The organism is Streptomyces sp. O3 (assembly GCF_054788135.1).
In genome coordinates this window covers 1-263 of the sequence record NZ_JBTVYK010000206.1, presented here as the reverse complement: position 1 = coordinate 263, position 263 = coordinate 1, and the positions used below count along the sequence as shown (strand labels likewise).

Sequence of the window (263 nt, the reverse complement as noted above, 5' to 3'; positions counted from 1 at the left end):
AGGCGAGCCAGAACCTGGAGTTCGAAGAGGCCGCGCGCATCCGCGACCAGATTCAGGCCGTCCGCCGCGTGACGGAGAAACAGTTTGTCTCCAACACCGGTGACGACCTCGACGTGATCGGCGTCGCCTTCGATGCCGGCATGGCCTGCGTGCATGTGCTGTTTATCCGTCAGGGCAAAGTGCTGGGCAGCCGAAGCTACTTCCCGAAAGTGCCGGGCGGCACCGAGCTGGGAGAGGTCGTGGAGACCTTTGTCGGCCAGTTC

Annotated in this window: 1 protein-coding gene; it reads left to right on the top strand. The window is 63.5% G+C overall.

Features of this window, described 5'->3' with window-relative positions:
- Positions 1-263, top strand: a 263-nt coding sequence (locus ACX6XY_RS30370) for a UvrB/UvrC motif-containing protein (protein ID WP_460337930.1), incomplete at both ends; no start/stop codon positions are given.